The sequence below is a fragment of the Deinococcus sonorensis KR-87 genome (assembly GCF_040256395.1).
GTDB lineage: Bacteria > Deinococcota > Deinococci > Deinococcales > Deinococcaceae > Deinococcus > Deinococcus sonorensis.
The window spans coordinates 2,174,634-2,198,201 of sequence record NZ_CP158299.1; the positions used below are offsets into that span (position 1 = coordinate 2,174,634).

General features: G+C 69.8%; 25 protein-coding genes. 8 read left to right on the forward strand and 17 right to left on the reverse strand.

Going from position 1 to position 23,568, the window contains the following annotated elements; genetic code table 11:
• Positions 1 to 28: 28 nt before the first annotated feature.
• From ABOD76_RS15960 to ABOD76_RS15980, 5 genes are all read right to left on the reverse strand, one after another.
• Entirely contained in the window at positions 29 to 880 is an 852-nt protein-coding gene (locus ABOD76_RS15960) for a DUF1028 domain-containing protein (RefSeq protein ID WP_350242948.1), read from the reverse strand.
• Positions 877 to 1,608, reverse strand: a complete 732-nt coding sequence (locus tag ABOD76_RS15965; protein ID WP_350242949.1) for a GNAT family N-acetyltransferase — start codon at positions 1,606 to 1,608, stop codon at positions 877 to 879. The genes ABOD76_RS15960 and ABOD76_RS15965 overlap by 4 nt, the downstream gene beginning before the upstream one ends.
• Positions 1,605 to 2,546, reverse strand: coding sequence for a glutathione S-transferase family protein (locus ABOD76_RS15970; protein WP_350242950.1), 942 nt, complete (start codon positions 2,544 to 2,546; stop codon positions 1,605 to 1,607). Before ABOD76_RS15970 ends, ABOD76_RS15965 begins: the two co-directional genes overlap by 4 nt.
• A gap of 9 nt (positions 2,547 to 2,555) precedes the next feature.
• Positions 2,556 to 3,278, reverse strand: coding sequence for an SDR family oxidoreductase (locus ABOD76_RS15975; RefSeq protein ID WP_350242951.1), 723 nt, complete (start codon positions 3,276 to 3,278; stop codon positions 2,556 to 2,558).
• Between the two features lie 71 nt (positions 3,279 to 3,349).
• Positions 3,350 to 4,849, reverse strand: a complete 1,500-nt coding sequence (locus ABOD76_RS15980) for a YifB family Mg chelatase-like AAA ATPase (protein WP_350242952.1) — start codon at positions 4,847 to 4,849, stop codon at positions 3,350 to 3,352.
• Between the two features lie 203 nt (positions 4,850 to 5,052).
• On the opposite strand from ABOD76_RS15980, the gene ABOD76_RS15985 reads away from it, so the two are divergent.
• Complete coding sequence (locus ABOD76_RS15985; protein ID WP_350242953.1) at positions 5,053 to 5,280, forward strand: hypothetical protein; 228 nt, start codon at positions 5,053 to 5,055, stop codon at positions 5,278 to 5,280.
• Between the two features lie 60 nt (positions 5,281 to 5,340).
• Here ABOD76_RS15985 and ABOD76_RS15990 read toward each other — a convergent pair whose 3' ends face one another.
• Positions 5,341 to 5,946, reverse strand: coding sequence for a DedA family protein (locus tag ABOD76_RS15990; protein WP_350242954.1), 606 nt, complete (start codon positions 5,944 to 5,946; stop codon positions 5,341 to 5,343).
• Positions 5,947 to 6,017: 71 nt separating this feature from the next.
• The gene (locus ABOD76_RS15995) at positions 6,018 to 7,706 is read right to left on the reverse strand and encodes a glycerol-3-phosphate acyltransferase (protein ID WP_350242955.1); all 1,689 of its coding nucleotides are present in this window, start codon (positions 7,704 to 7,706) and stop codon (positions 6,018 to 6,020) included.
• A 42-nt stretch (positions 7,707 to 7,748) separates the two neighbouring features.
• Between ABOD76_RS15995 and ABOD76_RS16000 the strand changes: the two genes are divergently transcribed.
• Positions 7,749 to 8,363 carry a hypothetical protein gene (locus tag ABOD76_RS16000; RefSeq protein ID WP_350242956.1) on the forward strand — a complete coding sequence of 205 codons (615 nt, stop codon included), beginning with the start codon at positions 7,749 to 7,751 and terminating at the stop codon, positions 8,361 to 8,363.
• Between the two features lie 5 nt (positions 8,364 to 8,368).
• On the opposite strand, the gene ABOD76_RS16005 is transcribed toward ABOD76_RS16000, so the two are convergent.
• The 7 genes from ABOD76_RS16005 to ABOD76_RS16035 form a co-directional block, all read right to left on the reverse strand.
• Positions 8,369 to 10,312, reverse strand: a complete 1,944-nt coding sequence (locus ABOD76_RS16005) for a S9 family peptidase (protein WP_350242957.1) — start codon at positions 10,310 to 10,312, stop codon at positions 8,369 to 8,371.
• A 106-nt stretch (positions 10,313 to 10,418) separates the two neighbouring features.
• Positions 10,419 to 11,135 (reverse strand): zinc ribbon domain-containing protein, encoded by a 717-nt coding sequence (locus tag ABOD76_RS16010; protein WP_350242958.1) that lies wholly within the window; start codon positions 11,133 to 11,135, stop codon positions 10,419 to 10,421.
• Between the two features lie 136 nt (positions 11,136 to 11,271).
• A complete protein-coding gene (gene nth, locus ABOD76_RS16015; RefSeq protein WP_350242959.1) occupies positions 11,272 to 11,949 on the reverse strand; it encodes an endonuclease III in 678 nt (225 codons plus the stop codon).
• A 19-nt stretch (positions 11,950 to 11,968) separates the two neighbouring features.
• Complete coding sequence (locus ABOD76_RS16020; protein WP_350242960.1) at positions 11,969 to 12,862, reverse strand: hydroxymethylglutaryl-CoA lyase; 894 nt, start codon at positions 12,860 to 12,862, stop codon at positions 11,969 to 11,971.
• On the reverse strand, positions 12,863 to 13,090 hold the full coding sequence (locus tag ABOD76_RS16025) for a CoA transferase (protein WP_350242961.1): 228 nt from the start codon (positions 13,088 to 13,090) through the stop codon (positions 12,863 to 12,865). It abuts the gene before it with no gap.
• Positions 12,987 to 14,090 carry a CaiB/BaiF CoA transferase family protein gene (locus ABOD76_RS16030; RefSeq protein ID WP_350242962.1) on the reverse strand — a complete coding sequence of 368 codons (1,104 nt, stop codon included), beginning with the start codon at positions 14,088 to 14,090 and terminating at the stop codon, positions 12,987 to 12,989. Before ABOD76_RS16030 ends, ABOD76_RS16025 begins: the two co-directional genes overlap by 104 nt.
• Positions 14,091 to 14,210: 120 nt before the next feature.
• On the reverse strand, positions 14,211 to 14,972 hold the full coding sequence (locus ABOD76_RS16035) for a hypothetical protein (protein WP_350242963.1): 762 nt from the start codon (positions 14,970 to 14,972) through the stop codon (positions 14,211 to 14,213).
• 268 nt (positions 14,973 to 15,240) lie between these two features.
• Here ABOD76_RS16035 and ABOD76_RS16040 point away from each other — a divergent pair, with 268 nt between their 5' ends.
• The 4 genes from ABOD76_RS16040 to rph all read left to right on the forward strand — a co-directional run bounded on the left by ABOD76_RS16040 (position 15,241) and on the right by rph (position 18,794).
• Positions 15,241 to 16,173, forward strand: a complete 933-nt coding sequence (locus ABOD76_RS16040) for a magnesium transporter CorA family protein (protein WP_350242964.1) — start codon at positions 15,241 to 15,243, stop codon at positions 16,171 to 16,173.
• Between the two features lie 76 nt (positions 16,174 to 16,249).
• Positions 16,250 to 17,257 carry a 4Fe-4S binding protein gene (locus ABOD76_RS16045; protein ID WP_350242965.1) on the forward strand — a complete coding sequence of 336 codons (1,008 nt, stop codon included), beginning with the start codon at positions 16,250 to 16,252 and terminating at the stop codon, positions 17,255 to 17,257.
• Complete coding sequence (gene murI / locus ABOD76_RS16050) at positions 17,254 to 18,066, forward strand: glutamate racemase (protein WP_350242966.1); 813 nt, start codon at positions 17,254 to 17,256, stop codon at positions 18,064 to 18,066. Before ABOD76_RS16045 ends, murI begins: the two co-directional genes overlap by 4 nt.
• Positions 18,063 to 18,794, forward strand: coding sequence for a ribonuclease PH (gene rph / locus ABOD76_RS16055; protein WP_350242967.1), 732 nt, complete (start codon positions 18,063 to 18,065; stop codon positions 18,792 to 18,794). Before murI ends, rph begins: the two co-directional genes overlap by 4 nt.
• A 55-nt stretch (positions 18,795 to 18,849) precedes the next feature.
• Here the strand turns inward: rph and ABOD76_RS16060 are convergent, their stop codons facing one another.
• Complete coding sequence (locus ABOD76_RS16060) at positions 18,850 to 19,110, reverse strand: DUF2171 domain-containing protein (RefSeq protein ID WP_350242968.1); 261 nt, start codon at positions 19,108 to 19,110, stop codon at positions 18,850 to 18,852.
• A gap of 153 nt (positions 19,111 to 19,263) precedes the next feature.
• On the opposite strand from ABOD76_RS16060, the gene proS reads away from it, so the two are divergent.
• Both proS and rdgB read left to right on the forward strand, forming a co-directional pair.
• Complete coding sequence (gene proS, locus ABOD76_RS16065; protein WP_350242969.1) at positions 19,264 to 20,733, forward strand: proline--tRNA ligase; 1,470 nt, start codon at positions 19,264 to 19,266, stop codon at positions 20,731 to 20,733.
• A gap of 70 nt (positions 20,734 to 20,803) precedes the next feature.
• A complete protein-coding gene (gene rdgB / locus ABOD76_RS16070; protein ID WP_350242970.1) occupies positions 20,804 to 21,430 on the forward strand; it encodes an RdgB/HAM1 family non-canonical purine NTP pyrophosphatase in 627 nt (208 codons plus the stop codon).
• 61 nt (positions 21,431 to 21,491) lie between these two features.
• On the opposite strand, the gene ABOD76_RS16075 is transcribed toward rdgB, so the two are convergent.
• Together ABOD76_RS16075 and ABOD76_RS16080 are read right to left on the reverse strand one after the other, a co-directional pair.
• Positions 21,492 to 22,439 (reverse strand): ABC transporter permease, encoded by a 948-nt coding sequence (locus tag ABOD76_RS16075; RefSeq protein WP_350242971.1) that lies wholly within the window; start codon positions 22,437 to 22,439, stop codon positions 21,492 to 21,494.
• A 51-nt stretch (positions 22,440 to 22,490) separates the two neighbouring features.
• Positions 22,491 to 23,519 carry an ABC transporter permease gene (locus tag ABOD76_RS16080; protein ID WP_350242972.1) on the reverse strand — a complete coding sequence of 343 codons (1,029 nt, stop codon included), beginning with the start codon at positions 23,517 to 23,519 and terminating at the stop codon, positions 22,491 to 22,493.
• Between the last annotated feature and the right edge of the window lie 49 nt (positions 23,520 to 23,568).

Below are 23,568 nucleotides of genomic sequence, written 5' to 3' on the forward strand. Positions count from 1 at the left end.
GGCTCAGTGTACCGCCGCCCGCGCCGCTTCAGGACCAGCGCTGCTGCAGGTACGCCAGCGCCACCGGATCCACCTGCCCGCCCGCCACCCAGCGCTCCTCCAGATTCTCGGTGCCGTACAGTGCCCACAGCGCGGCCTCGGTGGCCTGGTCCCAGGGGCCGTCCGGCAGCTCCGGCACGTACCCCTGCCGCACCAGCTCGGCGCGCAGCCACCCGAGTTCCTCCGCACTTAGGAGCCGGGTCTGCTCCGGCCGCCCGAACAGCAGGTCGAAGGTGTCCAGCAGCCGCGCCAGTTCCTGCACCGGCTGCGGATGGTCGTCGGCGCGCAGGTTGACCCAGTCGTCGCTCAGGCCGCCGTACCCGCGTCCCGGTCCCACCACCAGCAGCGCGGCCGACTGCCGGCCACGCCGGTCGCCGCCGGCCGCGTCACCCGCGAGCAGGGCGGCCAGCAGCCGACGGGGCAGCGGCAGGGCGGCTTCCTTGTCCCAGGCGGACAGCATCGCGTCCACCACCTCCGGCCCGGTCAGGATGTTGCCCTGCACCGCCACGTCCGGGCGGGCCATCCCACCGGCCCAGGCGTGACAGCCGCTGCCGGTGTGGGTGGCGCTGTCCCCGCTGGCACTGACCAGTCCGAACTGCCGCTGCTCGATCTGCCCATCCTGCTGCCGGAAGAGCGCCATGACCTCGGCCGCCGCGTATCCCTCGGAGAGCAGGCGCAGGCCGTCCGGTCCAAACTTCGGGTTCACGTAACTCTGGGTGGCCACCGCGCCCACCCCGCTGCGGGCGTACGGCACCAGCGCGCCCACCGCCAGGAATTTGCTGGCCACCGCCACGCCCAGGTCACCGGTCCGGGCGTCGCGCCCCACGATCGAGAAGGTCATGCCTGAGAGTGTAAGCCGCCCTCGGCTGCCTCGTCGCGGCGCATCACGCTCACCCACAGCTGTTCCCGGGCTTCAAAGCCCAGGCTGGCGTAGGTGGCCTGGGCCGCCGTGTTGTCGCGGTTCACGTGCAGGAAGGGCCGCTGCCCAGCCGCACGGGTATGCGCGGCCACCTGCGACACCAGCGTGCGGGCCAGCCCCTGACGGCGATAGTCCGGGTGGGTGCAGACGGCGCTGATCTCACGGGCCCCCTCCAGACGGGCCCGCTCGCCGGTCATGGCTGCCAGCAGGGGGCCGTCCGGGTGCCGCTCGTCCCAGAGGCCCAGATACAGGCCCAGTTCCACCGTCTGGGGCCGGAAGGGGCCCGGCCGGGTCAGCTGCACCAGCGCCAGGATGGCCGGAACGTCCGCCTCACCCAGCGGGCGCACGGTGAACCCGGCGGGGGTCGGCAGGGGAGCCTGGGCCTGCAGCTGCACCATCTGGATCGGGTCGCCCTGGCCCACCCGGGTCCAGCCGGCCGGGGCGTCCAGCAGGGTCGGGCCGAACAGGGCCACCGTGTCGCCCGGAGGAGTCAGCGTGGTCAGGTCGGCCCAGGCCGCGGGCGTGTTGGCCTCCAGTCCGGCCATCGGGGCGAACTGGGGCTCGTAGCGGGCCGCCTGCCCACCGCTGCGGCTGTAGGGCCGCTGGGGGCCGGTCAGGGCGTGCCAGAACGGATTGTCCAGCGGATTCACGCCAGCCGCTCCCGCTGGTGCGGTGCGTCCCAGTCGGTCAGCGGTCCCAGCGGCACGATGCCGGTGGGGTCCAGCTTCGGGTGCGTCAGGTAGTAGTGACGCTTGATGTGATCGAAGTTCACCGTTTCCCGGAAAGCGGGCCGCTGATACAGGTCGCGGGCATAGCCCCACAGGTTCGGGTAGTCCACCAGCCTACGCAGGTTGCACTTGAAGTGGCCCACATATACCGCGTCGAACCGCACCAGCGTGGTGAACAGCCGGATGTCGGCCTCGGTCAGCTGCCCGCCCACCAGGTAGCGCCGCGTAGCCAGATGCTGCTCCAGCGCATCCAGCCGGGCGAAGAGCGTGGTGACGGCCTCGTCGTACCGCGCCTGGTTGGCCGCGAAGCCCGCCCGGTAGACCCCGTTGTTCACCTCCTCGTAGATCACGGCATTGAGGGCGTCGATCTCTGGGCGCAGCGCTTCCGGGTACAGGTCCGGGGCGCCGGGCCGCTGAAAGGCCGTGAACTCGGTCTCGAAGTCCAGCGTGATGTCCGGGTAGTTGTTGGTCACGAGCTGCCCGGTCTGCGTGTCCCAGATGCACGGCACGGTGTAGCGGCCCTGATAGTTCGGGTCCGAGCGCAGGTACGCTTCCGACAGGAACTGAAAGCCGCCCACCGTGTCCGGGCCGTGGCCGTCGCCCGGGCGCAGCGCCCAGCCGCGCTCGTCGCGCACCGGGTCCACCACCGCCAGCGAGATGGCGTCCTGCAGGCCCAGCAGTTCCCGCACGATCACGGCGCGGTGGGCCCACGGGCAGGCCAGCGACACGTACAGCCGGTAACGACCGGCCTCGGCCGGGAAGGGGGTGGAACCGTCGCGGCTGAAGCGGCCCCGGAAGGTGTACGGCTGCCGCACGAACGCGCCGCTGGCACTGGTTTCGGCCGGAAACTGGCTGGTCATGGATGCAGTCTAGACGCTGGCCCGGTCCAGCCGCGCCTGGACGCTGGCGGCATACACCTCGGCCGCGCCCGTCTGGACCGCCTCCAGGATCAGGCCGGCGGCGTACTCCGGTGGGTCACCCTGGCGATAGCTGCCGGCCCGCTCGGGGGTGGCCGACACCGAGTTGCGGCCGAAGTCGGTGTCGGTCATGCCCGGATGCACCACGCTCACCACGATGCCGTCCGGGGCGAGTTCAGCGCGGGCCACCAGCGAGAGGTTGTTCAGGGCGTGCTTGCTCGACGAGTACGGGGCGAGCCCGGGAATCAGCATCTTGGTGGTGCCGGAGCTGACATTCACGATGGCGCCGCCCCCCTGCTGCCGCATCAGCGGAATGGCCGCCTGCATGGCGTTCAGCACGCTGACCACGTTCAGGTCCAGCAGCTGGCGGTAATCCTCCAGGCTGGCCTGCTCCACCGGCACATGCATGCCGCGCCCGGCGTTGTTGACCAGCACGTCCAGCTGTCCGTAATGACGGTGGGTGCCCGTCACCATCCGGCGCACCGCCGCGTCGTCGAGCATGTCGGTGGGCACCGCCAGGGCGCCCGGCAGTTCCTCGGCCAGCGCCTGCAGCCGCTCCGCAGATCGGGCGGCCAGCGCCACCCGGGCGCCCTGGGCAGCAAACAGCCGCGCGGCGGCCAGCCCGATTCCACCGGACGCCCCAGTGATCAGCACGACTTTTCCAGAGAGATTCATGCTCCGTATTGTGAAGTTCTGGCATGAAGTTCCGGCACCGCTCCGCTCAAGGACAAGCCGGGGCGGCCCCGCTACACCAGGCTGCGCGGGCGGAAACTCACTGCCTCGGCCAGATGAGCCTCGTTGATGTCCGGCTGCCCCGCGAGGTCCGCGATGGTGCGGGCCACCCGCAGCACCCGGTCGTAGCCGCGCCCGGTCAGGGCCAGCTGCCGGGCGGCGGCACGAATAAAGGCGTCGGGTCCGGCTGCCAGCGGCGCGTGCTGCCGCAGCGCCTGACCGGCCAGCAGCCCGTTGCGTTCTCCCTGCCGTTGCAGCATCGTCTCGCGGGCCGCCTGCAGCCGTGATCGCACCACGGCGCTCGGTTCGCTCGGCTGGGCGCGGCTCAGCTCGTCCACCGTCAGGCGCGGCACCCGCATCACCAGATCGATGCGGTCCAGCAGCGGGCCGGAGATGCGCGACGCGTACCGTGTTCGCTCGGCGGGCGTGCAGGTACAGGGCCGTTCCGGGTCACCCAAGTGGCCACAAGGACACGGATTCATCGCGGCGATCAGCTGGAACTGGGCCGGGTAACGCACGGTGGCCCGCGCCCGGGAGATGGTCAGCTGCCCGTCCTCCAGCGGCTGACGCAGCATCTCCAGCGACCGGCGGTCGAATTCCGGAAACTCGTCCAGGAACAGCACGCCCCGGTGGGCCAGCGACACCTCGCCGGGGCGCGGAATGCTGCCGCCCCCGATCAGTCCGGCATCCGAGACCGTGTGGTGCGGCGCCCGGTACGGTGGGGTCCGCACCAGTCCGCTGCGCGGCGTCAGCAGGCCGGCAGCACTGTGGATGCGCGTCACCTCCAGCGCCTCGGCCCGCGTAAGGCGTGGCAGCAGGCCGGGAGCGCGGCGGGCCAGCATGGTCTTCCCGCTGCCGGGTGACCCGATCAGCAGCAGGTTGTGGCCGCCCGCCAGCGCGATTTCCAGGGCGCGCTTGGCCTGGGCCTGCCCCTTGATGTCGGCCAGGTCCGGCAGCAGCTCCTGGGTGTCGTCCGGCGGGTCCGGGGGAGTAGGGGAGAGTAGCACCTCCCCGTTCAGGTGCTGCACCGCCGCGCGCAGGCTGGCCGGGCCGTACACCGTCACCTCGTCAATCAGTGCGGCCTCCGGGGCCGAGAGCTCCGGCAGCAGCACCGCGCGCTGCCGCTCGGCCGCCAGCAGGGCCAGGTTCACGGCGCCTGCCACCGCCCGCAGCGAGCCGTCCAGCGCCAGTTCTCCGGCCACCAGCAGCCCGTGCAGCTGCGCGGCCGGCAGCAGCTCCTGGGCCGCCAGTACGCCCAGCGCAATCGGCAGGTCGTACAGCGGGCCTTCCTTCCTCAGATCGGCGGGCGCCAGATTGACCGTGATGCGGGCGGCCGGAAACGGGTACCCGCTGTTGCGGATGGCTGCGCGGACCCGCTCCCTCGATTCGCTGATCGCCTGATCCGGCAGGCCCACGATGGTGAAGGCCGGCAGGCCCGGAGACACGTCCACCTCCACGTCCACCACGGCCGCGTCCACGCCGATCAGGGCCACACTCCTCACGGTGGCGAGCATTCAGCGGGTTCCGGCAACACGGACAGGAGGGCAGGCGGCAGCAGTCACGTGGCGATGCTAGCAGGGAAGCGGACGCGTCTGCCCTGCAGATGCCGCTCGCGGGCCGAGGCGCCCACATTCAGACAGCGTTCGGAAAGTGGCGCCGGACGCCAGTGGCCTGCCGGGAGCGGTCTAGGCTGAACCGGTACCGAAGGGAGCACACCATGACACAGAGCGACAAGCACGAACAGGACCATCTGGATCAGGGCGACGTCTCCGTGGACAACGAGGATCTGTCCAGCCAGGAGGCGCAGAAGATCGGCACCCATCCGGGTCCCGGCACCCATCAGGAACCGGGCAGCAAATCGGACTCGGACACCGAGATCTTTGACGATGGCGTCCGCAGCGGCGCCGACCCGGACGCGATCTACCCGGACCTGCCGGGCAGCTGAAACCCTGAAGAAAAGCGGCGCACCCAGATGCAAGGGTGCGCCGCTGTGTTGTGCCCTGGCTCAGGTGGCGCTCTTGCGGCGCCGGCGCAGAACCTCCAGGCCCACCGGAATCAGGGACGCCACCAGCACCACCGCGATCACCACCAGGATGTACTTGTCCAGAATGTCCTTGGGAATGACCTTGCCCAGCAGAAAGCCCGCGAGCGGCACCGACACGCTCCACAGCACGGCCCCCACCGCGTTGTAGATGGTGAACAGCCGGAAATCCACGCCCACCGTGCCGGCCAGGGTGGGCACCAGGGTGCGGATCACCGGGATGAAGCGCGACAGCACCAGCGTCTGGTTGCCGTGCCGCGCGAAGAACTCCCGGGCCTGCACCACGTACTCCGGCTTGAGGAAGCGCACCCGCGCGAAGACCCCGGCCCCGAACCGCCGCCCGATCCAGTAGCCGGCGGTGTTGCCCACAAAGGCGGCCACCGCGCACACCAGCATCACCAGCAGCAGGTTCAGGTCGCCGTTGGCGGCAAACAGGCCGGCGGCGATCAGCAGGCTGTCGCCCGGAAGGAAGAACCCCAGCAGCAGGCCGGTCTCGGCAAACACGATGCCGGCCATGCCGACATAGGAGAAGGTCTTGATCAGGTAGTCGGGGTCCAGGGAGAAGGCCATGTGAGGGCAGTGTATAGGGGCGGTGGTACAGACCGGGTATAGCTCCATGAGAGCCGCGGACGTGGGCCGGGTCAGTCCACCACGTGAAAGCCCAGCCGGTCCGCCTGTTCCACGAAGAAGTTGACGTTCTCGGTGAGCGTCTGCGCGCCCAGGCTCTTGCGCTCGTGCTCGCCGGTGGCCGCGATGATCAGCGTCTCAGCCAGACACGCCGGCACCGCGCCCTCCCCGAAGTGCAGGTTCACCTGCGTCTGCATCCGGCCCGGCGGGCGCACCACGCCGCCGGGAATGATCCGCACGCCCGGCACCGCCCGCACCGAATCGTCCACGTCTGCGGGACGGCCCTCGTCGAAGATCCAGGTGCCCGGCTTCACGTGCTGCGGGAAAATCACCGGGTCCGGGTCGCTGGTGGCCGTGAAGATCAGGTCGGCCTCCCGCAGGGCACCGTAGTCGGTGGTGGTGATGATCTCGGTGTCCTTGTTGGCGCGGCGCAGGGTGTTGGCGCTGCGCTCCAGCCGTTCCAGGTCGCGGCCCAGCATGATCACCCGCCGGACCTGCGGCGCGATGGTGCGGGCAATCCCGAAGGCCACCACCCCGTTGGCGCCCACCACGGCGGCGGTGGCCTGCTTCAGGTCGCGGCCCTCCGCCTGAAAGTGCTGCAGGATGCCGGGAATGGCGGCCTTGATGGTGCCGGAGGTGTACGCCCCGCCGTTGGTGACGGTGATGCCCGGCACCGCCGCCTGCACGTCGATGCCCTTGTTGCCCACCACGCTCCAGAAGGCCCCCAGCCCGAACACCGAGGCGCCGAGTTCCTGCGCCAACCGCGCTCCCTCCACCGCCCGGCGGGTGGCCAGCTCCGGGTTGTCGCGGAACACTTCCGGCAGCAGCGGGCTGCTCAGCAGGTAGGCGCGCACCTCCTTGCCGCCGGTGGTGCGGATGCCGCTCAGCTCACCCACCTTCATCGGACGGATGCTCTCGGCCATCTGGCGCACCGTCTGTTCGCGGATCACGCCGCGCTGCACCAGCGGACGCATCCACGAGAAGCGCCGGCTCTGCCAGAAGTCCTGCAGGTCCAGCGGGTGAATCATGAAGGCGGCCACCACCACGTCGTCACGCTTGCCGGTCACCGGCACGTCCTGACCGATGCGCGGCTCGGTGCCGTCCAGCACCCGCCCGATGTTCTCCTTGAAGCGCCACGCCGCGCTCAGCAGCAGCGCCAGGGCGGCCAGCTTGGCCGCCACGCCCAGGCCGCTCAGCCCGATCAGCAGCGCGAAGACCGCCAGACCCGCCAGCGTCGCCACGCTCACGAAGCCGCCCAGGCCCAGCACGCCCGCGTACACCACCAGCGGCAGCACCGTGTACCAGTAGTTCAGGTGGGCCGCCACGCTCAGCCCGGCCAGCACCCCCAGCAGCACCAGGTTGCCGCGTCCACGCGGGGCGGTGGCCCCGTACAGCCGGGCGGGCGGGTTCAGGTGACCCAGGTAGGCGGCCAGCCCGGCCAGCACGCTCAGCTCCGGGCCGCTGCCGCTCACGCCGCTCAGGCTGGAGGTCATCAGGACGGCCAGGAAGCCCTTGGCGGCGTCCAGGGCCGCGCTCAGCAGCGCCGGCCCCGGTCCGACGCGGCGCAGGACATTCTCGACGCCCAGGTTGTAGGCGCTGTTGACACGGGTATCCAGCCCCAGCCGCGCCAGCAGCAGGTGGCCCAGCGGCAGGCTGCCCACCAGAAAGGCGAGCGCCAGCAGCACGATGGAAAGAAAGAGCATGCGGGCATTGTAGCGGCGCAGACCCGTGATCTACCCTGAGGCATGACACGCTGGGCCGGACCCCTGGGAGAGCACCTGCATGGCGCCGCGCTGGAGCGAGGCCTGATCGGTGCCGAAGAACGGCTCACGCCGGAGCTGGCGTTCCGGCTGGTGCGAGACATGCCGTATGCCCGCGCCGACACCCATGAGCCGGCCGGCATCATCGGCGGGTGGCGCGGCACCTGCTCCACCAAACATGAGCTGCTTCAGGCGCTGCTGCTCGAGTGGGGGCTGCAGAGCCGCCTGATCGCGTGTACCCAGCTGATCCGCCTGCCGCCCGGCGCCGACATGGACCCGGAACTGAAGGCGCTGGCGGCGGGCGAACCGGTGGTGGATGTCCACAATTATCTGGTGGTGCATACGCCGCACGGCGACATGACGGTGGACGCCACCTGGCCGCTGGAGGCGGCCGCGTTCGGGCTGCCCACCAACCCCGAGTGGGTCTGGGGCCAGGACATGCAGATCGGGTGTACCCCGCTCCAGAGCTGGGACGTGCCGCCGGAGCAGACCCTCACCGCGTTCAAGGACCGGCTGCTGGCCGAACAGTACACCCCGGCCCAGCTGGAGCGGCGCGAGCGCTTCATCCGGCGGGTCGGGGAGCTGTTTCTGAACCCCTAGGGTGCTTACAGGTAGCGCTTCAGCCAGTCCAGGTACTCCTGCAGCCGCCGCACCCGCCGGTCGGGGCGGCCTGAGCGGCTCAGCTCATGGTCCTCGCCGGGAAAGCGCACGAAGCGGGTCGGAACGCCGTGCAGCTGAAGCGCGGTGTACCACTGCTCGCCCTGCTCGATCGGACAGCGCAGGTCGTCCAGGCTGTGGATGATCAGGGTCGGCGTGCTCACCTGCTCCACGTAATTCAGCGGGCTCATCTGCCACAGGTGCGGCACGTCGTGGCTGCGCTGGAAGTTGCCGCCCAGCTCGTCGTCCCAGAAGCGCGCCCCGATGTCGGAGGTGCCGCCGAAGCTGATCAGGTTGCAGATGCTGCGGTCGGTGACGGCCGCCTGGAAGCGGTCGGTCTGGCTGGTGATCCAGTTGGTCATGTAGCCGCCGTAGCTGCCGCCCATCACGGCGGTGCGCCTGGCGTCCAGCTGCGGCATCTGTGCCAGGCAGGCATCGAAGAAGGCCAGCAGGTCCTGCATGTCCACCGTGCCCCAGCGGTCCTGGATGTCGTCGGACCAGGCCTGTCCGTAGCCCACCGAGCCGCGCGGGTTGCTGTAGCACACGGCGTAGCCCTGCTGCGCGAACAGCTGGAACTCGTGCATGAAGCCGTGCCCGTAGGCGGTGTGCGGCCCGCCGTGGATATTCAGCAGGGCGGGGAAGGGGCCGTCACCTTCCGGCAGCATCACCCAGCCTTCGCCTTCCCCCAGCTCGTTCTGGAACGTCACGCGCTGCGCCCCCCGCGGCGTGAAGGGCAGCGTGGCCCCCTGATGGGTGATGCGCTCGCCGTTCAGGTACAGCTCAGGCGGCTCGGTCACGCTCTCCGAGAGCCACGCCAGCTGCCCGGCCTGCAGGCTGAAAGCGCTGATCAGGCGCTCCGGGTCGTGCTGCTGCACCTGCACCTCTCCGTCCAACCCCAGCTCGATGATGGCGGTGCTGCCGCCCAGGGTGGACAGCAGCGTCAGAATCTGCTCGTCGCGCCAGCGCGGGCGCTCCGGAAAGCTGCCCACGTGCAGGTCGCCGGCCACGATGTTGCTGGTGGGCCGGTCCCAGCCGCCGTCCAGCCGGCGGCCCTCGCCACTCTCCGAGAACAGAAACACGTGCGGGTCCTGGGTGTTGAGGGTGCCGGGGGCGCGGCCCACCCCGGCGAAGCGCACCCCGTCCGGATGCGGGGCCAGATTGCCGATCGGAGCGGCCCAGCTGGTGAGCTGCCGGCGTTCTCCCTCCAGCGGCAGGTCGAACACCTCGCTGCGCCACTGGGCCGCGTCGGTGTTGCTCAGGCTGCTGACCAGCAGCACGCCGCGCCCATCCGGCCACCACGCATAGTCGCTGATCGGCTGCTCCGGCTGGTGCCACAGCCGGGTCTCGCCGCTGTCCAGCCGGTGCAGGTACAGCGCCGCCGGCGTCTCGGGCAGCAGGCCCCGTCCGTTGGAGCGGTAGGACAGCGCCTCGGTGGCGTACGGCTCGCCGCGCTCCTCCCGCTTGTCCTCCGTGTCGCCCCGGCTCTGGAAACTTAGGAACTGCCCGTCCGGGCTCCATTCCGCGCCCGACACGCCCGTCTTGAAGGTGGTGAGCTGGCGGGCCTCGCCGCCGTCCGGCGCGAGCACATACAGCTGCATGCGCCCCTTGGTGCGCTCGTCCCGGTCGCTCAGGAACGCGATGGTGCGCCCGTCTGGCGACCAGCGCGGCGAGGCGTCGCGGCCCCGCCCGGCGGTCAGATCGCGGGCCGGGCCGCCGTCGGTCAGCTGCAGGCGGCTGCGGTAGCGCGGCTTGGGAAAAGCGGGATCCGCCGCCAGCGGGTCCTCCTCCTCGATGCGGGTCAGCACGAAGACCGCGCGCCGGCCGTCCGGGGACAGCTGGGGGTCCGAGGGAAACGTCAGGGCATACAGGCTGTCAGGTTGGACGGACGGCATGGGTGGTTGTATCACGCGGCGGCGGGAGGCTGGGTTCAGCAGCACTTCATCAGCAGCGGGAGGCCGGGGCAGCTGCCCCGGCCTCCCGCTCCACCCATGTTCCCGCTCAGCTCGGCTTGAACAGAAAGCGCCCGCAGCTGGGACAGCGCACGCCCGGCAGCTTGCCCAGCGCGGCCCGCTGCTGCACGTTGGTCGGCAGCATCACGTTGCAGCCGGTGCAGCGCCCACCCTCGAACGGCACGATGCCGATGCCCTTCTTGGATTTGCGGATCATCTCGTATTCCTTGAGCAGCCGCGAGTCCAGGTCCTTGGCCAGCTCCTTGCGCTCGTCGCGGGTGCCCTGTCCCTGGTCACGCAGCCCCTGGATGCGGGCGGTGTCGGCATCCTCCAGCTCGCCCAGGCGCGGCCGCAGGGCGCGGTGCTCGGCCCGCAGCGCCTTGGCGCGCTCGCTCAGGGCGCTCTGCTGCTCGTAGTAGGGCGCGAGGCTCTCCTCGTACTCGGAGACGCGTTCCTGCAGCTGCTGGATCACGTTCTCGTACTGCGACTGCATCTTGGGATTGGTGGCGTTCTTGTCCTGTTCTGCCTTGTTGCGGGCGATCTGCTCGTTGGTGGTGCCCACATCCAGTTCCAGGCGCCGCACCTGCTTCTCGACGTTCTCCAGGGTGATCTCGGTGTCCTCGAGGTCGTTGTTGATGCGCTCTTGCTGTGCCCGCGCCTCCCGTAACTCGCTGGACGTTTCGCCTTCCTGCTCGCGCAACTGGTCCAGGGTCAAATCGAGCTGCTGCACCTGGTACAGACGCTCCAACTGTCCGCTCTCATTCATCGGGGCCAGTGTACCCCTATTTCCGGGACGCGGGGCGCAGGCTCCCAGACGTGCTGCCGTGCACCGGATGCGGGCGCCGCCAGCAAAAGCGTGTGCAGGACGCCCACAACTGGCCCCTGAAGCCAGCCTTTAGGATTCAGCCGGCCTGCACCACGTCCACCTTCGGGCACAGCGCGGCGAGCGTGCAGCGGCTGCACAGCGGCTTGCGCGCCACACACACCCGCCGCCCGTGCAGGATCAGGGCGTGGTGCAGGAAGACCCACCGGTCCTGGGGAAACAGCCGCTGCAGGTCCTGCTCCACCCGGTCGGGATTGGTGTTCGTGCTGAGGCCCAGCCGCCGGGCCAGCCGGCCCACATGGGTGTCCACCGCGATGGCCGGGTAGCCGTAGGCGTTGCTCAGCACCACATTGGCCGTTTTGCGGCCCGCGCCGGGCAGCGCCACCACCGCCTCGAAGTCGTTTGGCACCTCGCCCGCGTGCCGCTCCAGCAGCAGCTGAGACAGCGCCACCAGATGCCGCGCCTTGCCCCGGTACAGCCCGATGGTGCGGATGAACGGCTCCACCTCCTCCGGGGTGGCCTGGCTGAGCGCGGCCGCGTTCGGGTAACGGGCGAACAGCGCGGGCGTGGCGGCGTTCACGCTCACGTCGGTGGCCTGCGCCGACAGCACCGTGGCCACCAGCAGTTCGAAGGGGGTGGTGTACTCCAGCTCGGTGCGGGCGTCCGGGTAGCTGGCCTCCAGCAGGGTAAGCAGCTCCAGCGCCCGGCGCTTCAGGGCCGGCGGAACGTGGGGCGTGGGCGGGGTGCGGCGGGTCATGGGTTCAGTGTAGGCGGGCTCAGAAGTCGCCGGCCTTGTAGAGCATGCCCGGGAGTTCATGGCCCAGCTGCTCCTCCAGCCAGCGCGAGGTCCGGATCAGCGCGTCCAGGTTCAGGCCGGTCTGGAGGCCCATCTCGCGCAGCAGGTACCCCAGATCCTCGGTGGCGATATTGCCGGTGGCGCGCGGCGCGAACGGGCAGCCGCCCAGCCCGCCCACGCTGCTGTCCAGTACGGTGGCGCCGGCTTCGACCGCTGCCAGCGCGTTGGCATAGCCGGTGTTGCGGGTGTTGTGGAAATGCCCGCCGAGCTGCAGCCCGGGCCGGTTCCAGGCCACCGCCGCCTGGACCAGCTCCCGCACGGCATGTGGCGCCCCCACGCCGATGGTGTCGGCAAAGACCAGTTCGTCCGGGCCCGCCTGCGCCACCTGCTCGGCCACCCGCAGCGTCTGGGTGGTCGTCACCCGGCCGTCAAAGGGGCAGCCGAAACTGGTGGCCAGCACCACCCCGATGTGCAGCCCCTCGCGCTTCGCCCGCCCGATCAGGTGGGTGGCCAGCTCCAGGGCCTCCGCCACCGTCGTGTTCTGGTTGGCGCGGGCAAAGCCGTCGGTCACCGGGAACGAATACCGCACCCGCCGCAGCCCTGCCGCCAGCGCCCGCTCGAACCCGCGCTCGTTCAGCACCAGACCGGTCAGGATGGCGCCGGGCGTGCTGGCCTCCACGTCGGTCAGCACCTCCTCGGCGCCGCTCATCTGCGGCACCCGCGCCGGATGCACGAAACTCACCGCCTCGACGTGCGGCAGTCCCGCCTCCAGCAGCTGCCGGACCAGCTCCGCCCGCAGGGTGGGGGAGAGCCGGGTCGCCTCGTTCTGCAGGCCGTCGCGCGGCCCCACCTCCACGATCTGTACCGCCGTCACTCAGATCACCCCCTGTTCCTGAAAGGCGGCCAGCTGCCCGGCCGTGTGGCCCAGCAGCCCGCCGTAGACGTCCTGATTGTGCTGCCCGAGCTGTGGCCCCAGGCTGCGCACCGCGCCGGGCGTTTCACTCAGGCGCGGTACCACGCCCTGCATTGGGAAGCTGCCCAGTTGCTCGTGGTGCAGCCGCACGATGTTGCCCCTGGCCGCGAAGTGCGGGTCCTGCAGCATCTCGCGGGCGCTGTAGACCCGGCTGGCCGGGACTCCAGCCTGCCCTAGCCGTCGTCACCAGCTCGTCTGCGGGCAGGGTGGCCGTCCAGGCCGCGATCAGCTCGTCCAGCTCATTCATGTGGAGGCCGCGTGCCTCGTGGCCCCGGTAGTCCGGGTGGTCACTCAGCTCCGGTCGCCCCATTTCGGCGCACAGCCGCCGGAACACCGTGTCGGCGTTGGCCCCGATCACCACCCACTCGCCCGGCTGACCGTCCGGCCCCAGCGCCGGGTAGATGTTTGAGGGCGCGATGCCCGGCAGGGTGCTGCCGGAGCGTTCCCGGATCTGGCCCGCCAGCGCGAATTCCGGAATCAGGCTCTCCATGTAGGTCAGCACCGCCTCGTACAGCGCCACGTCGACCACCTGACCCCGTCCGCTGGTGGTGCGGCTGTACAGCGCCATCATGGTGCCGAGCGCGCCCAGGGTCCCGGCCAGCATGTCCCCGATGGTCACGCCTACCCGCACCGGTGGCCGCCCGGGTTCGCCGGTCAGCGCCCGCAGGCCGCCCACCGCCTCCCCAATGCTGCCGAAGCCGGCCCGATCCCGGTACGGCCCGGTCTGGCCGTAGCCGCTGACGCGCAGCATCACTAGCCCCGGATTCAGCTGCTGCAGCGTATCCGGGCCCAGCCCCCAGCCCTCCAGCGTGCCGGGGCGGAAGTTCTCCACCAGCACGTCCGCCGTGCTGAGCAGCTCGCGGGCCAGCTGCTGGCCTTCAGGCAGGCGCAGGTTCAGCGTGACCGACTTCTTGTTGCGCGCGATGATCGGAAACCAGAGGCTGTGGCCCTGCGGCCGGTGCTGGCCCCATACGCGCATCGGGTCGCCCTGGCCGGGCGGCTCCACCTTGATGACCTCGGCCCCGAAGTCGCCCAGCAGCTGGCCCGCGAACGGTCCGGCCAGCAGCGAACCCATTTCGATGACGCGCAGCCCGGCGAGCGGGCCCGGCGCAGGAGTGGCGGTATTCATGACCGGCTGAGCATAGCGCCTACGGGACAAAAAAAATCCGCCCTTCTCAGGCGGTGATGACGAAACTATAGCGCAGGATGCAGCGCCCGTCAACGTATGCAGCCGGATGAAGGGCGGGGGTCAGGTCCGGTGCTGCGGTCCGGTGTCCTGAACTCCGGCGGGGAAGTCCACCGGCAGGCTACGCAGCGGCGGGCGGGTGGCCCGCGACAGGCTATGTCCGGCCAGCCACAGCATCACCAGCGCCCAGCACGGCTGGAGCGCCAGCGCCGCGCCGTTGGCCCGCAGCACGCAGCGGGCCGGGCAGTACTCGGCTGGAAAGCCCTGCAGCGGCACGCTGAGGGCCACCCCACCGGGCAGCCGGCTGGACAGCACCCACCACACTCCGCTGAGCAGCAGAAAGGCCAGCACCCCGCCGCTGAAGCCCAGCCGGGAACTGCGCCCGATGGCTCCGCCCGCGATGCTGGTGGCCGGTGGGCCGACCAGGGCGGCCAGCAGCATCAGCCCCAGCGCCTGCCCGCCGCTGCCGCTGGTGCCTAGGTTGCCGAGCGGCAGCACGCCCACCCCGAAGGTCAGCAGGATGGCCACCCACACGCCGCTCAGCAGCAGGATTTCCAGCAGCAGCCGCAGGTAGGCGCTCCAGGCCCACCGGTGGCCGGAGGTGGGCAGCCGCCCGCCCACCCCGCGTCCGAACGCCGACAGCCCGCCGAGCAGCCACGTCAGCAGCGGCACCAGACCGATCAGCAGCAGGCCCCAGGTCAGCAGCTGCGCCTGCGGGGCCTGCCGGGCCAGCAGGGCGGCCGCCCCGACCATCAGGGCGGCGGTCAGGGCCAGCGGCAGCACGCGGGCCGTCACCTGACGGGCAAACAGGCGCAACAGGGTCACCCGGCCAGTCTAGAGACGCGGCATGAGGGCCGGTGCAGGGCGCCCGGGGCGGTTGCTCCACCCTGGACCGCTGAGCTAGCATGCGGGGCGCTGCGGCGGCCTGGGCAGTGAGTCCAGGAGCCGCCAGAGACGACGGCGCGTCCGGGAGGTGATGACATGAACAACGATCTGGAACCGCCCAGTTCAGGGCCCATACCACCTTGTCATGCCTGTCACGCCCGGAGGTCGCCATGTGCCCTGTCCCTGAACTGAACACCCCAAGGCTTCCATGCTGACCTACTACCGCAGCATCGGAGGCAAGCTGCAGACCGTGGACCACTTCGTGGACGGCTGCTGGATTGACGTGCAGCGTCCCAGCGCCGAGGAGCTGGCGGTGGTGAGCCGCGAGACTGGCCTGGAGCTGGACTACCTGTCATATCCGCTCGACCCGGACGAGCGCAGCCGTTTCGAACGCGAGGATGGACAGCTGCTCATCATCATGCAGACCAGCTACCGGCTGCCCGACGCCAGCGATATTCCCTACGACACGGTGCCGCTCGGCATCCTGCACACCGATCACTGTCTGGTGACGGTTTGCGCGATGGAGAACCCGGTGGTCCGCGACCTGGTGGGCGGCCTGATCCGCACCGTCCACACCGCCAAGAAGAACCGCCTGACGCTGCAGCTGTTCCTGCGCAACGCGCAGCGGTTCCTGATTGACGTGCGGCACATCAACAAGCAGGTGGACCGCACCGAGGACCGGCTGGAGAGCAGCACCCGCAACAAGGAGCTGCTGGAGCTGCTGAAGCTGGAGAAGAGCCTGGTGTACTTCATGACCGCCCTGAAGGCCAACGAGCTGATGATGGAGCGGGTCAAGCGCGACCGCATCTTCGAGATGTACGAGGAGGACGCCGACCTGCTGGACGACGTGCTGATCGAGAACCTGCAGGCCATCGAGATGGTGGGCATCGCCAGCAACATCCTGACCAGCATGAGCGGCACCTTCGCCAGCGTGATCAGCAACAACGTGAACCAGGTGGTGAAGCTGCTGACCGTGACCACCATCCTGGTGGCCATTCCGACCCTGATCACCGGCGTGTTCGGCATGAACGTGCCGATTCCGTTCCAGACGCATCCGTATATGTTCCCGGTGGTGATCGGGCTGATGGTGGCGGTCAGCGGCATCCTGGCCTACGTGTTCTACCGGCTGCGGCTGTTCTGAGCCCCCCCGCAGCACGCACAACCTCGCAGTTGGGGACGGCCCCAGGCGCTAGACTGCCGGATATGCAGGGAAGAGCGTGCTAGAGGGAGTTTTCAAGCTGCTGGGCGATTACGGCAACCCGGTGCCCCGGTACACCGGGCCGCGCTGTCTGTCGGAGCGGCTGGTGGTGGGCGGCTGCGACCTGTGCCAGCAGGCCTGCCCGCATGAGGCGGTCAGCATCCAGACGTCGGTCAGCATCGACCCGTCGCGCTGCACCGGCTGCGGCCTGTGCGTGCAGGCCTGCCCGACCGGGGCGCTGGAGTACGACGTGACCGCCACCATCGCGGCCGTGCGCGACCAGCGGCAGCAGGACGGCGGCGCCCGGCTGGTGTGCAGCCGCAGCGACGAGGCGGGCAAGACGCTGGCCTGCCTGGGCCGCGTGACCGAGAGCGCCGTCATGGCCGCCGGGGCCTGGGACCTGCCGCTGGCGCTGGTGCACGGCGACTGTGCCGCCTGCGACCTGGGCGATCCCTCGGTGCCGGCTTCGGTGGAGCGGGTGGTGGAACAGGCCCAGCAGTTGAGGGCCGCCACCGGGCACACCGCGCCGGTCACGCTGCGGCGCGGCGATCCCAGCGTGGGGGGTGGGGGCGAGCGGGTCAGTCGCCGCAGCATGTTCGGGGCGCTGGCCCGCAGCGCGCGCAGCGTGGCGGCGCAGGCGATTCCGGACCAGCCGCTGCCGTTCGTGGACTGGTCCGAGCCGCAGGACCGGGTGCCGGACGAGTGGCAGTGGCGGCTGCGGGCCATGAAGCCCACCCCGGCGCCGGACACGGCGGTGTACTGGCCCGCCCCGGTGGTGGACGACAGCTGCATTGACTGTCCGGTGTGCGACAACGTGTGTCCCACCGACGCGATCGTCCGGGACGTGCAGCCGGACGGCCGGGTCACGCTGCACCTGAACCTCGCGGCCTGCACCGGCTGTAACGCGTGTGCCCGCAGCTGCCCGCCGGACGCCATCACCATGCAGCCGCAGTGGCCGCAGCGGGACTTTGACACTCCGGTGCTGCTGCGCGACTCGGGCGCGGCCGTGACCGACCCGCCCCAATGAGCGCCGCCGCTCCGGTGGGGGTCTTCGATTCGGGGGTGGGCGGCCTGAGCGTGCTGGCCGAATTGCGCCGTGAACTGCCCGCCGAGGACTTCCTCTATTACGCCGACAGCGCCCACGCGCCGTACGGGGAGCGCTCGCCCGCCGAGGTGGAGCAGCTGACCCGCTCGGCCATCCAGTGGCTCAGAGAGCAGGGCTGCAAGGCGGTGGTGATCGCCTGCAACACCGCCTGCGCCTTCTCGCTGGCCTCGGTGCGCGCCTGGGTGGGCGACGGCCTGCCGGTGATCGGGCTGGTGCCGGCGCTGAAGCCGGCGGTGGCCGCCACCCGCAGCGGCGTGGTGGGCGTCTTCGCTACCCCCGTCACGCTGGAGGGGTCGCTGCTGCGGGACGTGGTGGCGCAGTTCGCGCAGCCGGCCGGGATCCGGGTGCTGCCGCTGTGGCACAACGGCATGGTGCCGGCGGTGGAGGCGGGCCAGCAGGACGCGCCCGCCACGGACACGGCCCTGCGCGACCTGCTGACCCCGGCCGCCGATCAGGGCATGGACACGCTGGTGCTGGGCTGCACCCATTATCCGTTCTTGGTGCCGGCCATCCGCCGCAGCTTCGGGGACCGCTTCGCCCTGTTCGATTCGGGCCGGGGAGTGGCCCGGCGAACGCGCCAGGTGCTGACGGAGCGCGGGTTGTTGAACCCGGTGGGCGGGCAGGTTCGTTACCTGACCACCGGGAATCCTGCTCAGGTGCAGCCGGTCGTGCGACAATTGATGCAGGAGGATGTCGCGGTGACGGGCATCCGGATTGAGGTTCCGCTTTGACGCACACGTCTGCCCGGCCCAGCGCCCGCCAGGGGCGCGATCTGCTCCAGCCCCGAGAACTCACGGTGCGGCGCAGTGTCAGCCGTTACGCCGAGGGCAGCGCCCTGCTGCATCTGGGCAACACCCAGGTGCTGGCCACGGTCAGCACCGACCCGAAGGTCCCGCCGCACATGCGCGGCAAGCGCGAGGGCTGGCTGATGGCCGAGTACTCGATGCTGCCGCGCGCCACCCAGGAGCGGCTCGGCCGCGAACGCAACCTCAGTAACGGCCGCCGCCATGAGATTCAGCGCCTGCTGGGCCGGGCCTTCCGCGCCTCGCTGGACCTGACGCCCTTCCGCAACCAGACGCTGGTGATCGACTGCGACGTGCTGCAGGCCGACGGTGGCACCCGCATCGCGTCGCTGCTGGCCGGGTACGCGGCCCTCCACGACCTGTGCGACCGGATGATTCACGCCGGAACGCTCAGCGACTGGCCGATCCGGCATCCGGTGGGCGCGGTGAGCGTGGGTCTGGTGGACGGCGAGGTGCGGCTGGACCTGGACTATCAGGAGGACGTGCGCGCCACCGCCGACCTGAACGTGATCGCCACACTGGACGGCCAGCTGATTGAGGCGCAGGGCGGGGCCGAGGGCACGCCGCTCGACCCGGACCTCTACGTGCAGATGCTGCGGGTGGGCATTGTGGGGGCCGGCGACCTGCTCAGGCGCGTGCAATCGCAGCTGAAGTAGAGCATTGAAGAGGCCGCGCCCGGAGATGATCCGGGCGCGGCCTGTTGCTTGATCCTCAGCCGAGGTTCAGATCGTCGCGGCTCTTCTCCAGGTACACGGCCACGTCGTCCACGCTCCGCACGTCCGACAGGTCGATGTAGTGGTGCTGGCCGTCGCTGCTGTCACTCTTGGTCAGCTTGATGCGGTCGCCGTCCAGGTGGTCCACGGTGCCCACGTGCTCACCGTTGACGTCCTTGATCTGCAGGTGCTCGGTGATGCGGGCCTTGAGGTCCTGCTCCATCGCGTCGTCCACCTGGCTCATGTCGTTCTGGGTCATGTGATCCCTCCTGGGCTCAACGTAGTCCTGGCGGTGGGGTGGCTGGATGGGCCCGCTCTTGTGCTCGGTTTACGGAGGCCTTCAGGAGAGCTTTAAAAAAGTACAGTGCCCCGGACCGGCTGCCACTGGCCTGCCCCTGCTATCCTGCGGCTCATGACGGGCGACAAGAAAGCAGCGCAGTACGGCGTGACGCCGCAATCGGTGGATTTCAACGAGTGGTACAACGAGGTGGTGGTCAAGGCCGACCTGGCCGACTACAGCCCGGTCAAGGGCGCCATGGTCGTCAAGCCTTACGGCTCGGCGCTGTGGGAGCGCATCCAGCGCTGGCTCGATGACAAGTTCAAGGAGACCGGCCACGAGAGCCTGCTGTTCCCGACCCTGATCCCGATGAACTTCATCGCCAGAGAGGCCGATCACGTGGAGGGCTTCGCCCCGGAGCTCTTCACCGTCAGCAAGATCGGCAATGACGTGCTGGACGAGCCGTACGTGATGCGCCCCACCTCCGAGACCATCATCGGGCACATGTGGAGCAACTGGCTGAACAGCTACCGCGACCTGCCGTTCCTGCACTACCAGTGGGGCGCGGTGTTCCGGGCCGAGCTGCGCACTAAGCTGTTCCTGCGCACCAGCGAGTTCTACTGGCACGAGGGCCATACCGCCCACGCCAGCGAGGCGGAGGCGCGCGCCGAGGTACGGCAGATGCTGGACATCTACCACGAGTTCTGCCGCGACGTGCTGGCGCTGCCGGTGGTGCGCGGCGAGAAAACCGCCAGCGAGCGTTTCGCCGGGGCGGTGGCCACCTACAGCATCGAGGGCATGATGCGCGACGGCAAGGCGCTGCAGAGCGGCACCTCGCACTACCTGGGCCAGAACTTCTCCAGGGCCTTCGACGTGAAGTTCCAGACCCGCGAGCAGAAGGAAGACTACGCGCACACCACCAGCTGGGCCATCAGCAGCCGCATCATCGGCGCGCTGATCATGACCCACGGCGACGATCAGGGCCTGATCATGCCGCCCAACATCGCGCCCATCCAGGTGGTGATCATTCCGGTGGGCCGCAAGGACAACTTCGACCAGATGGTGGAGGAGGGCGAGCGGCTGGCCGCCGAGCTGAGGGCCGCCGGCCTGCGCGTCAAGGTGGACAAGCGCGACGGCGTGACCAACGGCTTCAAGTACAACGACTGGGAGCTCAAGGGCGTGCCGGTCCGCATCGAACTTGGCCCCCGCGATCTGGAGCAGGGCGTGGTGGTGGTCAAGAACCGCACCGGTGCTGACAAGGAGACGCTGCCCCGGGCCGAGGCGGTGCAGGGCATGGTCGAGCGCCTGAACGGCATTCAGGCGTTCCTGCTGCAGCGGGCCACCGACTTCCTGCTGGAGAACACCGTCACGGTGGACAGCTACGACGAGTTCAAGGCCGCCATCGAGGCCGGCAAGTGGGTGCGGGCCTTCCACTGCGGCGACCCGGAGAGCGAGCGGCAGATCAAGGAGGAGACCAAGGCCACCATCCGCAACGAGCCGCTCTCGGACGGCGAATTCTTTGCCGAGGAGGAGAGTGGCGTGTGCTTCCACACCGGGAAACCCAGCGGGTACAGCAAGCGGGTGATCTTCGGGCGTCAGTACTGAGCGCGGGCCGGTGGGCCACGGTTCAGAAATGCGGCGACCGCGCCGGTCTGCATCCTCTATCATGCGGGTTATGACTGTTGAACCGATGCGCGTGGTGGTCGCCACCTCCAACGCGGGCAAAGTGGCCGAGATTCAAGACGCGCTCCAGGACCTGGGCTGGGAGCTGCTGGCCCTGAATGACCCCCGGCTACCCCGGCTGATGCTGCCGGAGGAGACCGGCAGCACCTACGAGGAGAACGCCGCCCTGAAAGCCTGCGCCGTGACGGCCCAGACTGGTCTGGTGGCGCTGGCCGACGACAGCGGGCTGGAAGTGGCGGCGCTGTCGGGGGCACCCGGCGTGTACAGCGCGCGCTACGGCAACGTGGGCAGCGATACCGAGCGCAACCTGTACCTGCTGGAGCAGATGCGTGGCAAGACGGAAAGAGCCGCGAAGTTCATCTCGGTGCTGCTGCTGTCGTACCCGGACGGGCATCTGGAAACCTACCGGGGCGAGGTGCAGGGAGAGCTGCTTCAGGGGCCGCGCGGTCAGAACGGCTTCGGGTATGATCCGCTGTTCCTGCTGCCGGACGGGCGCAGCATGGCCGAGCTGAGCGTGCAGGAGAAGCGGGCCATCAGCCACCGGGGCCGCGCCCTGGACGCCCTGAAGGCCGCCCACGCCCACGGGCTGCCGGGCCGCGAGGTCAGCCGGCTGGAGTAGGCGGCACAGCGAAGGAGGCCAGCAGCTGCTGGCCTCCTTTGTTTGTTTGCGGGTTTTCTGGTTACTGGGTGCTTCTGGGGTCCAGCACGTCGCGCAGGCCGTCGCCCAGCAGGTTGAAGCCCAGCACCGACAGCAGGATGGCCAGCCCCGGAAAGATCATGGTCCAGGCGGCGCTGGTGTAATAGTCGCGGCTGTCGGCCAGCATGGTGCCCCACTCGGGCGCCGGGGGCGGCACGCCCAGGCCCAGGAAGCCCAGCGCGGCCGCCTCGATGGTGGCGGTGGCGATGCTCAGCGCGCCCTGCACGATCAGCGGGGACAGGCTGTTGGGCAGCACATGCCGGAACATCAGGCGGCCGGAAGTGGCGCCCAGAGCGCCGGCCGCCTGCACGAACTCGCGCTCGCGGATACTCAACACCACGCTGCGGGCCAGCCGCAGGTAGGTGGGAATCTGCGGAATGCTGACGGCCAGCATCACGGTGTACAGGCCCGGCAGGCGGGTCAGGATGGTGGCCACCCCGATGGCGATCAGGATGCTCGGAAACGCCAGCATCACGTCACTGACGTAACCGAGTACCGTGTCGGTGGGACCGCCGAAGAAGCCGGCCAGCAGGCCCAGCACGCTGCCGATCAGCAGCGCCAGTGCGGTGGCCAGGAAGCCGATGGCCAGACTGACCCGCGCGCCGTACCAGACCCGCACCGCTATGTCGCGGCCCAGGTTGTCGGTGCCGAAGGGATGGCGGAAGTAGTCCACCCGGCCGCTGACCGCGTCGGTGTAGCGGGTGCGGGTCTCGGCGTTCCAGAGCGCCGAGATGCTGGGCGGCGCCAGCCGGAAGCGGTAGTCCACGTCGCTGCTGGGGTCGTAGGGGCGCAGCACCGGGGCCAGCAGCGCCAGCACCAGAAAGATCAGCACGATCACCGCCCCGATCTTGCCGGGGGCGCTGCGCCGGAAGCGGCGCCAGAATACGTTCTGCGACCGCCGGGGGGCGGTGGCGGGGGCCGCTGCGGTCATGTGGGCTCCGCCATGCTTGGGGGGTTCATCATCATCTCTCGCCTCATGTTTCTAGCGGTACTGAATCCGCGGGTCCAGCAGGGCGTAGCTCAGGTCCACCAGCAGGTTGACCACGCTCACGATCAGGGCCGCGAAGATCACACCGCCCTGAATCACCGGGTAGTCGCGCAGGCTGATCGCGTCGTACAGCCACGAGCCCAGGCCCGGCCAGCTGAAGATGGTCTCGGTCAGCACCGCGCCGCCCAGCAGCGCGCCGGCCTGCAGGCCCACCACCGTCACCACCGGCAGCAGGGCGTTGCGCAGCGCGTGCCGGATGGTGACCCGGTTGGCCGCCACGCCTTTGGCCCGGGCGGTCCGCACGTAGTCCTGCCCCAGCACTTCCAGCAGCGACGAGCGGGTGATGCGGGCAATGATGGCCATCGGAATGCTGCCCAGCGCGATGGCCGGCAGGATCAGGTGCCGCAGCGCGTCCCAGCTGGCCGCCGGCTGGCCGCGCAGCAGGCCGTCTAGCACGTACAGGCCAGTCACCGGCTGCAGGTCCACCCCGGTGGACAGCCGGGCGCTGGGCGGCAGCCAGCCGAGCAGCACCGCGAAGATCCACACCAGCAGCAGGCCCAGCCAGAAGATCGGCATGCTGACCCCGACCAGCGACAGCCCGGTGGCGAGGCTGTCCCAGGCGCTGTTGCGGCGCAGCGCCGCCAGAATGCCGGCCGGCAGCCCGATCAGCAGCGCAAAGAACAGCGCCCCGATCGCCAGTTCGGCGGTGGCAGGGAAGCGGCTGCGCAGCTCGTCGCGCACCGGGATCTGCGACTTGATGCCGGCGCCCAGGTCGCCGTGCAGCAGGGCGTTCACGTACAGCGGGTACTGGGCGTCCAGCGGGTGGGCCGGGTTGAAGAACCACGGTTTGTCCAGACCCAGCTGCTTGGTCAGGCGCGCCACCGACTCCGGGTTGGCGCGCTCGCCCAGAATGGCCGTGGCCGGATCGCCGGGAATGCTCCGCACGAAAGTGAACACCACCACGCTGATGCCGATCAGGACCAGCAGGGTGCGCCACAGGCGGCGCAGGATGTAGGGGGCCAAGGCAGAACTCCTTTGGAGCAGGAAAGAGAAGGACAGGGCGATGAGCGCC

What these genes read in the sequence shown, in the direction of transcription:
- ABOD76_RS16005 (WP_350242957.1), bottom strand. Translation starts at nt 10,312, where the DNA reads ATGCCGTCCGTCCAACCTGACAGCCTGTATGCCCTGACGTTTCCCTCG.
- ABOD76_RS16075 (WP_350242971.1), bottom strand. Translation starts at nt 22,439, where the DNA reads ATGACCGCAGCGGCCCCCGCCACCGCCCCCCGGCGGTCGCAGAACGTA.
- ABOD76_RS16030 (WP_350242962.1), bottom strand. Translation starts at nt 14,090, where the DNA reads ATGAATACCGCCACTCCTGCGCCGGGCCCGCTCGCCGGGCTGCGCGTC.
- ABOD76_RS15985 (WP_350242953.1), top strand. Translation starts at nt 5,053, where the DNA reads ATGACACAGAGCGACAAGCACGAACAGGACCATCTGGATCAGGGCGAC.
- ABOD76_RS15975 (WP_350242951.1), bottom strand. Translation starts at nt 3,278, where the DNA reads ATGAATCTCTCTGGAAAAGTCGTGCTGATCACTGGGGCGTCCGGTGGA.
- ABOD76_RS16040 (WP_350242964.1), top strand. Translation starts at nt 15,241, where the DNA reads ATGCTGACCTACTACCGCAGCATCGGAGGCAAGCTGCAGACCGTGGAC.
- murI (WP_350242966.1), top strand. Translation starts at nt 17,254, where the DNA reads ATGAGCGCCGCCGCTCCGGTGGGGGTCTTCGATTCGGGGGTGGGCGGC.
- ABOD76_RS15960 (WP_350242948.1), bottom strand. Translation starts at nt 880, where the DNA reads ATGACCTTCTCGATCGTGGGGCGCGACGCCCGGACCGGTGACCTGGGC.
- nth (WP_350242959.1), bottom strand. Translation starts at nt 11,949, where the DNA reads ATGACCCGCCGCACCCCGCCCACGCCCCACGTTCCGCCGGCCCTGAAG.
- ABOD76_RS16000 (WP_350242956.1), top strand. Translation starts at nt 7,749, where the DNA reads ATGACACGCTGGGCCGGACCCCTGGGAGAGCACCTGCATGGCGCCGCG.
- ABOD76_RS15995 (WP_350242955.1), bottom strand. Translation starts at nt 7,706, where the DNA reads ATGCTCTTTCTTTCCATCGTGCTGCTGGCGCTCGCCTTTCTGGTGGGC.
- ABOD76_RS15970 (WP_350242950.1), bottom strand. Translation starts at nt 2,546, where the DNA reads ATGACCAGCCAGTTTCCGGCCGAAACCAGTGCCAGCGGCGCGTTCGTG.
- proS (WP_350242969.1), top strand. Translation starts at nt 19,264, where the DNA reads ATGACGGGCGACAAGAAAGCAGCGCAGTACGGCGTGACGCCGCAATCG.
- rdgB (WP_350242970.1), top strand. Translation starts at nt 20,804, where the DNA reads ATGACTGTTGAACCGATGCGCGTGGTGGTCGCCACCTCCAACGCGGGC.
- ABOD76_RS16010 (WP_350242958.1), bottom strand. Translation starts at nt 11,135, where the DNA reads ATGAATGAGAGCGGACAGTTGGAGCGTCTGTACCAGGTGCAGCAGCTC.
- ABOD76_RS16060 (WP_350242968.1), bottom strand. Translation starts at nt 19,110, where the DNA reads ATGACCCAGAACGACATGAGCCAGGTGGACGACGCGATGGAGCAGGAC.
- ABOD76_RS15980 (WP_350242952.1), bottom strand. Translation starts at nt 4,849, where the DNA reads ATGCTCGCCACCGTGAGGAGTGTGGCCCTGATCGGCGTGGACGCGGCC.
- ABOD76_RS15990 (WP_350242954.1), bottom strand. Translation starts at nt 5,946, where the DNA reads ATGGCCTTCTCCCTGGACCCCGACTACCTGATCAAGACCTTCTCCTAT.
- ABOD76_RS16025 (WP_350242961.1), bottom strand. Translation starts at nt 13,090, where the DNA reads ATGCTGCAGGACCCGCACTTCGCGGCCAGGGGCAACATCGTGCGGCTG.